Here is a 10,258-nt window from a genome sequence, read left to right as displayed (position 1 = left end):
ACGATCAGGGCACAAAGATCTTCGGCGAGGTCAGCCAGCGGCTCTACGCGTTCACCCAGGCGGGCAAGACCCCGCAGAACCAGTTCGCCTTCGTTCTGGACGGAACGGTCATCTCGGCGCCGTCCATGAACGGTGTGATCCTCGACGGCAAGCCGCAGATCAGCGGCTCCTTCAACCAGGAGAGCGCCAAGACGCTGGCCGACCAGCTCAAGTACGGCGCCCTGCCGCTCAGCTTCGGCATCGTGAGCGACAACGCCATCTCGGCGACGCTGGGCTCGCAGCAGCTGCAGATCGGCCTGATCGCCGGCCTGATCGGTCTGGCGCTCGTGGCGCTGTACTCGCTGATCGTGTACCGCGCGCTCGGTTTCGTCATCATCGCCTCTCTCGGCGTGATGGGTGTGCTCACCTACATCACACTGTGCATTCTGGCCTGGCGCATGGGCTTCCGCCTGTCGCTGGCCGGCGTCGCGGGTCTGATCGTCACGATCGGTTTCACCGCCGACTCGTTCATCGTGTACTTCGAACGCATCCGCGACGAGCTTCGTGACGGCAAGTCGATCACGGGCGCCGTCGAAGACGGCTGGGGCCGAGCGAAGCGCACGATCTACATCTCGAAGTCGATCAACATCCTCGCGGCCGTGGTGCTGTACATCCTGGCGGACGCGACCGTGAAGGGATTCGCCTTCACCCTGGGTCTTACGACCTTGATCGACATCCTGATCTTCATCCTGTTCACCCATCCGGTTCTTCAACTGCTGGCGCGTACCCGCTTCTTCGGCGGAGGACACCCGCTCTCCGGTCTCGATCCCGATGCGCTCGGCGCCGTCTATCGAGGGCGCGCGCAATTCCGCACCCCGGTCCTGGACGGAGCGAAGGGCTCCGCTGCTCGACGTACGGGCCGTTCACGCGGTGAGGCGGAGCGCCGCCAGACGATCGCGGAGCGCAAGCAGGCGGAACTGGCCGCAAAGAACACCGGCAGACCGAACTCGGCGATGGAGGGAGACGACTGATGCGCTCTATGAACGAGTTCGGAAACGACCTCTACACGGGCAAGACCTCCTTCCCCTTCGTCGGACGTCGCCGACTGTGGTTCATCATCGCCGCAGCCCTGGTCATCGCGGCCGCCCTCGTGCCGCTGTTTCGGCCGGTCCAGTTCTCGATCGAGTTCACCGGCGGGTCGCAGTTCACCGTGAACCAGGTCGCGAATCCCGATCAGACCGCTGCGACGGCGGCCGTGCAGTCCGTGGTTCCCGGCGCGACGACGAAGGTCACGACCATCGGTTCGGACGCGCTTCGCATCCAGACCGACCAGATGACCAACACGGAGACCCAGGCCGTCACCACCGCCTTGGCGCAGAAGTTCGCCGTGCAGGAGTCCGACGTCAGCTCGTCCTTCATCGGACCGAGCTGGGGTCAGGATGTCACCCGCCAGTCGCTGTGGGGGCTCGCGATCTTCCTCGCGCTCACGTTCGTGATCCTCGCCATCTACTTCCGCACTTGGAAGATGTCGGTCGCGGCGATCATCGGCCTGATCGATGTTCTGGTCGTCACGGTCGGCGTCTACGCCCTCTTCGGATTCGAGATCTCGCCCGCGGCCGTCATCGGCTTCCTCACGATCCTGTCGTACTCGCTGTACGACACGACGGTCGTCTTCGACAAGATCCGCGAGAACACCCGCGAAGACGGCGAGAAGTCGGGGCGTACTTTCGGCGAGTCGGTCAACCTCGCGGTGAACCAGACGCTGATCCGATCGATCAACACGACGGTGGTCGCCGCGCTTCCCACGGGAGCGATCCTGTTCATCGGAGCGCTGTGGCTCGGCGCGCAGACGCTGACCGACATCTCCCTGTCGATCTTCGTCGGAACGATCGTCGCCGCATACTCGACGCTGTTCGTCGCGGCGCCGCTGTACTCGCTGCTGCGTGAGAACGAGTCGGACCTCAAGGCGCGCGATGCGCGCGTTCTCGCTGCACGCGAGCGCGCCCGCGTCGACGCATGAGCAGGGCACGGTCCGGCCGGGCGTAGGATTGACGGATCATTCAAGGCGGAGGTGAGCGGATGGCCGAGACGGTTCCCACGTCTGCCGGAAACGTCGCGCCCCCGCCCAGTTCCACTCTGCGCCGCCTGGTGCCTCGCATCTTCTCGCGTGCACCGTCACGCAACGGCGTCGAACAGCTGATCCGCACGGTCCGCACGCACCACCCGAAGGGTGACGTCGCGATCATCGAGCGCGCCTATCAGGTGGCGGCTCGGGCGCACGCCAGCCAGAAGCGGCAGAGCGGCGAACCCTACATCACGCACCCGCTGGCCGTCGCGCAGATCCTCGCCGACCTCGGCCTCGGTCCGCGCGCCATCGCCGCCGCCCTCCTGCACGACACCGTCGAAGACACCGACTACCGGCTCGACGAGCTGACGGCGGATTTCGGCGACGAGGTCGCCATGCTCGTCGACGGCGTCACCAAGCTCGACAAGGTCAAGTACGGAGACGCCGCGCAGGCGGAGACCGTCCGCAAGATGATCGTCGCGATGTCCAAAGACATCCGGGTGCTGATCATCAAGCTGGCCGACCGGCTGCACAACGCGCGCACCTGGGGCTTCGTGCCCCCGGAGAAGGCGGCGAAGAAGGCGACCGAGACGCTCGAGATCTACGCGCCGCTGGCTCACCGGCTCGGCATCCAGGCGGTCAAGAGCGAGCTGGAGGATCTGTCCTTCGCCGTCCTGCACCCGAAGCTGTACGCCGAGATCGACAGCCTCGTGAAGCAGCGCACGCCTCAGCGCGAAGAGTACGTCCACAAGGTGATCGAGGCCGTCGAGGCCGACCTGCGTGACCTCCGCATCCGGGGGCGCGTCATGGGCCGGCCCAAGCAGCTGTACTCGGTCTACCAGAAGATGGTCGTGCGCGGCCGCGAGTTCGACGACATCTACGACCTCATCGGCATCCGCGTGCTCGTCGGGACCGTGCGCGACTGCTATGCCGTGCTGGGCTCGATCCATGCGCGGTGGACGCCGATTCCGGGTCGCTTCAAGGATTACATCGCCACCCCGAAGTTCAACCTCTACCAATCGCTGCACACGACCGTGATCGGCCCCGGCGGACGCACTGTCGAGATCCAGATCCGCACCAACGAGATGCACCAGCAGGCGGAGTATGGCGTCGCCGCGCACTGGAAGTACAAGGAGCGGATGGCGGGCGGGAAGTCCGACACGAAGGCCGTCGACACCGACATGGCCTGGATCGCGCACATCTCCGACTGGCAGGCGGAGACGGCCGATCCGGGGGAGTTCCTCGACTCGCTGCGCTTCGAGATCGGCGCGAAGGAGGTCTACGTCTTCACCCCGAAGGGGAGGGTCATCGGTCTTCCCGCGGGGGGCACACCGGTGGACTTCGCGTATGCGGTGCACACCGAAGTCGGTCACCGCACGATGGGCGCGAAGGTCAACGGTCGACTCGTGCCGCTGGAGTCGGAGCTGCACTCCGGCGATGTCGTCGAGGTCTTCACGTCGAAGAACCCGGATGCCGGGCCGAGCCAGGACTGGCTGAGCTTCGTCAAGAGCACGCGGGCGCGCAACAAGATCCGCGGGTGGTTCACGAAGGAGCGCCGCGAAGAAGCGGTGGAGCAGGGCAAGGACGCCATCGCGCGGGCCATGCGCCGGCAGAACCTGCCGCTGCAGCGACTGATGAACCAGGACTCGTTCACCGAGGTCGCCCATCAGCTGCGCTACGAGGACGTCACGGCTCTGTACGCCGCCGTCGGCGAGGGGCACGTATCGACGCAGTCGGTGATCGAGAAGGTCACAGCGCTGGTCAGCTCTGAGGAAGACACCTCCACGGGCCCGATCGAGATCCCGCACATCGGACGCTCGAAGGCGCCCCGCGGCGGCGACTCTGGTGTCCTGGTGCGCGGCGCCCCCGACATCCTGGTCAAGCTCGCCAAGTGCTGCACGCCGGTGCCGGGCGACGACATCGTCGGGTTCGTCACGCGGGGCAGCGGCGTGTCGGTGCACCGCGCGGACTGCACGAACGTCCGGTCGCTGCAGGATGATCCGGACCGCATGATCGACGTGGCCTGGGCGCCGACGACCAAGAGCGTGTTCCTGGTTCACATCCAGGTCGAGGCGCTGGATCGCTCCGGGCTGCTGAGCGACATCACGCGAGTGCTGAGCGAGCACCACGTCAACATCCTCTCGGCGTCGGTGCAGACCACCAACGACCGCCTCGCGCTCAGCCGCTACGTGTTCGAGATGGGCGACATCGTGCATCTCGACCGGGTACTCAACGCCGTCCGCCGCATCGACGCCGTGTACGACGTCTACCGGGTGACCTCTTCCTGAGCGCACGTGCGCAGCACGGCGATGGCCGCGCGCTTGTGGTGCAGCGGCGGGCCGTCGGCCAGGACCTGCGCGGCCGTCGAGGCAAGACCCGGAGACCAGCGGAGAACAGCGGCGATCTCCGCCGCCGTGTCGACGCCGCCGCACTGATCCCGCACGAGATCAGCGAGCGTCCGGGCCGGTGTGGTCACGGCGACACCCGAGATCGCCATCACGTCCTCGCCGCGCAGCGCGACGTCGCGATAGACCAGTCGGTTGTCGACCACGGAATGGATCCGCCGCGCTGAGAACCGCTGGACGTCATGGCGCACCGGCGGCTCCGCCAGCGCACCGTGCACCCAGGCCGCCGATCGTCGCGTCAGCGCGAGCGCTGCCGACATCAGCGGACGCAGTGATCCCGCGCGCAGTTCCCGTGTCTCCACGGCATCCGTCGGCATGTAGGCCTCGCCGACCTCGACGAGATCGCCGTCCAGTCGAGCCGCGCTCAGCTCAGCCGTCGACAGCCGATCTCCGGCGAAGTAGAGGAAGGGCCAGCCCATGAGGGCAGTCTCCCCGTCGCGCGCGGTGCGCGGACGGGGAGACGGCGATCTGTGGACAGATTCGGACGGGGCCCGGCCGGGGAGGACGTGTCCTCAGCCGCCGAGGGCCTTCAGCCAGCCCTTGCGTGCCTCGAGCGCCTCGGTGGCCTTCGCGATGGCTCCCGCATTCTTCGACGCCTTGGCCTTCTCCAGGTCGGCTTCCAGGCCGGCGATGGCATCACGCAGCTGCTGCGTCATGTCGTTCTGACGGGCCTTGGTCTCGGGGTTGTTGCTCTTCCAGTCGGCATCCTCACGCGCCTTGACGCCCTGCTCGATCTTGCGCAGCTCGTCGTCGAGCCCACGCTCGGCTTCGCGCGGGAAGATCCGACCGATCTCGTCCCAGCGACGCTGGATGCCGGTCAGCAGCGTCCGGGCCTTCACCAGGTCCTTCTCCTGCGGCACGGCTGCAGCCTCAGCGAGCAGCGCGCGCTTTGCCTCGATCTTCTCTCGCGACGCCTCGGCATCCGCCTGCTCACGATCGCTGCGTGCGGCGTACAGCGCATCGCCGGCCGCCTTGAAGCGCGCCCACAGCGCGTCGTCGGCCTTCTTGCCGGCGCGACCCGCGCTCTTCCACTCGTCCAGCAGCGTGCGGTAGGCGCCGATGCCGTCCTCGCCCTTGCTGGCGAGCGCCTCGGCGCGCTCGACGAGGCGTGCCTTCGCGTCGCGAGCGGCGCGGTGCTGTTCGTCCATGCCCGAGTAGAACTCGCGGCGGTGCTTGTCGAGTGTGGCGCGCGCATCGCGGAAACGCTTCCACAGCTGCTGACCCGTGCTCTTGGGCAGACGCGGCCCGGTGGCCTGGTGGGCCTGCCACTGTGCGAACAGCTCGCCGATCTCGGCGGTCGTCTGCTTCCACTGGATCGACTTGGGGTCGCGGGCGGCCAGGGCTTCGATCCGCTCGACGAGCGCCGTCCGCTCTGCGATGGCGGCGTCGATCGCCTCGCGCTGGGCCTGGGCTTCTTCCGCCGACGCCTCGCTGAGGGCGGCATCCAGCGCGCTCAGCCGCGCCTCCAGTGCGGCGAGGTCGCCCACGGCGGCGGCACCGACGACGCGCTCACGCACGGTCGCCAGCGTCGTGCGCAGGTCCGATGCCGATGCTCCACCGTTGCGGTGACGAACCTCGAGCAAAGTGACCTCACCGGCGAGATCGACGTACTTGCGCTCGAAATAGGCGAGAGCCTCGGCGGGCGTGCCATCGGGGTACTGACCCACGACACGCCAGTCGTCGCCCTCGCGGACCGAGACGGTACCGTCGTCGTCCACGCGACCGAACGAATCGGGCGCAGACGCCGGAAGCGGGGCGACCGCGGCGCGTCGCGCGGGCGGGCGCGGAACCGGCATCGCCCGAGGCGTCGGAGTCGGAGCCGGCGAGGCCGGAGCCGGCGCGGCGTCCGCAGCCGTCGCCTCGTCGACGAGGGGCGCGGCCTCTTCGGCGGCAACGGTGGCGGTGTCCTCGACAGGGACCTGTTCGGCAGGCTCGTGGTCGGGCTGGGAAGGGGAGACGTCAGTCACGGATAGCACCTCGTCGCGGCGCACGCCGCATGGGGGTTCGGTCGGCATAAGCCTATACGGGCACGCCCGTCATCCGCGGAGCGCCCACCCCGGACGCTCGCCGGGGGCCAGGACGGTCAGGGAGCGGTCGTCGGCGTCGGGGTCGGGGCGGGGATCTCGGATGAGCCGGGCAGCTCGACCGGAGTCGGAGCGGGTGTGCCGGCGTCTGTCGGTGCGGGTGTGGGAGCGCCCGGACCCGCCGTGTAGTACGCGACCTGCCCGCCGACCACCGCGAGGATGAGGAGTCCTCCGGCGACGCCGGCGATGACGTTGTCGCGGCGCCGGCGCGCGATGAGGCTCGCGTGGAACTCCTGGCGTGCCCGATAGACGCGTGCGCGTTCTTTCTCGTCGCGCGATTGCTTCTTGCCCGCCGCAGCCACCCGGACCTCCTTCGTCGTCGCGCACCACGACCGCGGTCATCCGGGCCGCGCGGCGCTCTGGGAAGACTACGTCCCGGCGAGCGCTGTCGACAAACGCGGTCGACCCCGACGTCGGCGGGCACGGATAGCCTGGTTCGGTGGCATCGGCATCCGCTCTCTTCCAGGGTCAGACCCCGCTGGCCGTGCGGATGCGACCGACCTCGCTGGAGGAGGTGGCCGGTCAGGGGCATCTGCTGCGACCCGGATCTCCCTTGGTCGCCCTCGCCGACCCTGCGGGCGCCGCGAAGACGGCCGTCTCGGTGATCCTGTGGGGGCCGCCCGGCACCGGCAAGACGACGCTGGCGCAGGCGATCGCGCGCACGTCCGGACGTCGGTTCGTGGAACTCTCGGCGGTCACCGCCGGGGTGAAGGACGTGCGCGAGGTGATGCAGGAGGCGATGACCCAGCGCGACCTGTACGGCATCTCGACGATCCTCTTCCTCGACGAGATCCACCGCTTCACAAAGGCGCAGCAGGACGCGCTGCTGCCGGGTGTGGAGAACGGCTGGGTGATCCTGATCGCCGCGACCACCGAGAATCCGTCCTTCTCTGTCATCTCTCCCTTGCTCTCGCGCTCGCTGCTGCTGACACTGAAGCCGCTCACCGACGACGACCTCGGCCTGCTGCTCGATCGCGCGGTGTCCGACGCGCGCGGCTTGGCCGGTGCCGTGGTGCTGGATGCCGAGGCGCGCACCGCACTCGTCCAGCTCGCCTCCGGCGACGCCCGCCGGGCACTCACCTCGCTCGAAGCAGCGGCGGCGATGGTCGCCGACGCCGATCCAGACGGCGACGAACGCCCGGCCGTGACAGCGGCCCACGTGGCCCAGGCCGTCGACCGTGCGCTGCTGCGCTACGACCGCCAAGGGGACGAACACTACGACGTCATCAGCGCGTTCATCAAGTCGATCCGCGGCTCCGACGTCGATGCTGCCATGCACTATCTGGCGCGGATGATCGAGGCGGGGGAGGATCCGCGCTTCATCGCCCGGCGTCTGGTGATCTCGGCATCCGAAGACGTCGGCCTCGCCGATCCGCAGGCGCTCGTCATCGCGGTCGCCGCCGCCGATGCGGTCGCCTTCATCGGCATGCCGGAGGGCCGGATCCCGCTGGCGGAGGCGACCGCCTACCTCGCGACGACCGCCAAGTCGAACGCGGCCTACCTCGCGATCGACAAGGCGATCGCCGACGTACGCGCCGGCGGCTTCGGACGTGTGCCCACTCACCTCCGCGACGCGCACTACCCGGGCGCGAAGCGGCTCGGTCACGGCAAGGGCTACGTCTACCCCCACGATCTCGAGGTGGGCGTCGCCACGCAGCAGTACCTGCCGGACGAGCTGCGGGGCCGCCACTACTACGAGCCGACCGGACGCGGACTCGAACGCGACATCGCGGCGCGCGTCGAAAAGATCCGCAAGATCCTGGGCGACTGAGCGCGTCCGAGGGCGCCGATGAGGGCGCACCGACGGCCGGTGCGAGGATCGACGTATGGACGCCGAGAGCGCGCAGCCCTGGGAGCTGCTCACCGAGACCGAGGCCTACGACGGTTACACGCGCGTACGCAGGGACACCTACCGTCTCCCGGACGGCTCGGTCTCCGAATGGGACGTGCTCGAGCAGGGCGACACCGTCGCGGTCGTGGCTCTCACCGACACGGGTGATGTGCTCCTGTTCGAGCAGTACCGCGTCGGTCCGCGCGCGCTGGTGCGTGAGCTCCCCGGCGGCCTGATCGACGCGGGGGAGGACGCCCTCACGGCGGCGGCGCGCGAGCTGCTCGAGGAGACGGGTCATCGCGCCGCGGCGCTGTTCCACGCCGGGAGCGAGTGGTCGGGTGCCAACTCCACCCGACGCAAGAACGTCGTCGTCGCCGCAGGATGCCGTCGCGTGGCCGACCCGCGATGGGAAGAAGGCGAGACAGGTGTCGTCCGCACGATCGGAGTCGGAGAGCTGATCCCGCACCTGCTGGCGGGCGACGTGAGCGACGCGGGTGAAGCCTCGCGCGGGCTGCTCGTGTTCGCGAGGTCGTCCCTCACCGACCCGGTGCTGCGACGTGCGCAGCAATGGATACGCGCGGCCGTGGGCAGCATGCTGCGACCGGAACCGGTGGCAGCGCCCGTCGACGAGTTCACACTGTTCTGGGATCGCCTCGATGCGGACGACCCCGCGGCGGCGCGCGCAGAATTGGGTCGACTGCTCGACGCGCGCGGACTGGACGACGCCCGCGCCGCATTCGAGCGGGCGTCACTGCACGACGCGCTCGGGGAGGAAGATGCGGCGATCCCGCTGTATCGGCAGGCCCTGGAGCGGGGGCTGGACGCGCCCCAGCGCACCGAGGCGATCATCCAGCTGGCGAGCTCGCTGCGCAACGTCGGCGACGCCTCTTCCGCAATGGCGCTGCTGCGCACCATCGGCGACGACGACCCGCTGGTCAGCTCTGCGCGCGCCTTCCTCGCCCTCGCATTGCATGACGACGAGAAGCCGACCGCAGCGGTGCGCACGGCTCTGCAGACGCTCGCGCCGACGCTGCCGCAGTATCGCCGAGCCGTCGACGCGTACGCCGGCGAGCTGGCGAGCCTCGCCCGCATCCGCGCGATCGCCGTCGGCCTGCTGGTCACGGACGGGCACGTGCTGCTCGAGTCCTACCCGCAGACCGACGAGCACGGAGAGTTCCTCCGCGCCCCTGGTGGGGGCATCGAGTTCGGCGAGACGGCGGAGCGCGCCATCGTCCGGGAGTTCGCCGAGGAGCTGGCGGCCGAGCTCGACGATGTCGTGCTCGAAGCGGTGACCGAGAACATCTTCGACGGCGCCAGCGGTCGAGGTCACGAGATCGTCCACGTCTTCCGCGTGCAGTCGCCGCAGTTGGCCGCGCTGCCCCGGGACCAACGGCTGGCGGTGCGCGACAGCCACACGACGGTCGGCTGGTACGAGATCGCGGCACTGTCGGCGGCTGACGCACCCGCCGTGTATCCGGCGGGCGTGCTCGACCTGCTGCGCTGAGAGTCGAGTGTGACAGGCTGACACGATGCCAGTTCTGCTCATCGGCGTCATCGCCGTCACGCTGCTCAACCTGTACGCGGGCGTCCTGATCGTGCTGCGTGCGCGGGTCTACGGCGTGAAGCTGTACCGGCCGATGCTGCTGAACATCGGGCTCTCCTTCCTTCCGGTTCTGCTCGCCGTGGTCCTCGGCGCGGGACTTCTGCTGCTGACCCCGGTGATCGGCCTGGCGACCGAGGAGATCGCCGGCGCGGGAGCGGTCGCCGTATGGGCCTACCTGATCGTCGCCACGATGCTGTGGCTCGTGTTCTTCCCCAACTCGGTGTATCTGATCACCGAACTCAACTTCAGCCATCGGGCAGAAACCACGCCGGTACCGCTGTGGTACGACAT

The 10,258-nt window shown here is 68.7% G+C and carries 9 protein-coding genes; 6 read left to right on the top strand and 3 right to left on the bottom strand.

What is annotated here, in order from left to right; translation table 11 throughout:
- The 3 genes from I5I_RS00700 to I5I_RS00690 all read left to right on the top strand — a co-directional run.
- On the top strand, nucleotides 1-1,010 hold a 1,010-nt coding region (locus tag I5I_RS00700; protein WP_036315122.1), incomplete at its 5' end, for a preprotein translocase subunit SecD.
- On the top strand, nucleotides 1,010-1,999 hold the full coding sequence (secF, locus tag I5I_RS00695; protein WP_036315120.1) for a protein translocase subunit SecF: 990 nt from the start codon (nucleotides 1,010-1,012) through the stop codon (nucleotides 1,997-1,999). The genes I5I_RS00700 and secF, both read left to right, overlap by 1 nt.
- Nucleotides 2,000-2,058: 59 nt before the next feature.
- On the top strand, nucleotides 2,059-4,332 hold the full coding sequence (locus I5I_RS00690) for a RelA/SpoT family protein (RefSeq protein ID WP_036315117.1): 2,274 nt from the start codon (nucleotides 2,059-2,061) through the stop codon (nucleotides 4,330-4,332).
- Here I5I_RS00690 and I5I_RS00685 read toward each other — a convergent pair.
- The 3 genes from I5I_RS00685 to I5I_RS00675 all read right to left on the bottom strand — a co-directional run bounded on the left by I5I_RS00685 (nucleotide 4,311) and on the right by I5I_RS00675 (nucleotide 6,835).
- Complete coding sequence (locus I5I_RS00685) at nucleotides 4,311-4,868, bottom strand: SAM-dependent methyltransferase (protein ID WP_036315114.1); 558 nt, start codon at nucleotides 4,866-4,868, stop codon at nucleotides 4,311-4,313. The two genes, I5I_RS00690 and I5I_RS00685, sit on opposite strands and share 22 nt — an antisense overlap.
- 93 nt (nucleotides 4,869-4,961) lie before the next feature.
- Nucleotides 4,962-6,416, bottom strand: coding sequence for a DUF349 domain-containing protein (locus I5I_RS00680; RefSeq protein ID WP_036315128.1), 1,455 nt, complete (start codon nucleotides 6,414-6,416; stop codon nucleotides 4,962-4,964).
- Between the two features lie 116 nt (nucleotides 6,417-6,532).
- Nucleotides 6,533-6,835: a hypothetical protein gene (locus I5I_RS00675; protein WP_036315111.1), complete on the bottom strand. Its 303-nt coding sequence runs from the start codon at nucleotides 6,833-6,835 to the stop codon at nucleotides 6,533-6,535.
- Nucleotides 6,836-7,023: 188 nt separating this feature from the next.
- Here I5I_RS00675 and I5I_RS00670 point away from each other — a divergent pair, with 188 nt between their 5' ends.
- The 3 genes from I5I_RS00670 to I5I_RS00660 form a co-directional block, all read left to right on the top strand.
- On the top strand, nucleotides 7,024-8,304 hold the full coding sequence (locus tag I5I_RS00670) for a replication-associated recombination protein A (RefSeq protein ID WP_036315125.1): 1,281 nt from the start codon (nucleotides 7,024-7,026) through the stop codon (nucleotides 8,302-8,304).
- A gap of 55 nt (nucleotides 8,305-8,359) precedes the next feature.
- The gene (locus I5I_RS00665) at nucleotides 8,360-9,868 is read left to right on the top strand and encodes a tetratricopeptide repeat protein (RefSeq protein ID WP_036315108.1); all 1,509 of its coding nucleotides are present in this window, start codon (nucleotides 8,360-8,362) and stop codon (nucleotides 9,866-9,868) included.
- A 25-nt stretch (nucleotides 9,869-9,893) separates the two neighbouring features.
- The coding region (locus I5I_RS00660; RefSeq protein ID WP_036315105.1) for a DUF1361 domain-containing protein at nucleotides 9,894-10,258 on the top strand (365 nt) is incomplete at its 3' end.

This window comes from Microbacterium sp. B24 (genome assembly GCF_000333415.1).
Lineage (GTDB): Bacteria > Actinomycetota > Actinomycetes > Actinomycetales > Microbacteriaceae > Microbacterium.
This window is presented reverse-complemented; position numbering and strand designations above follow the sequence as displayed.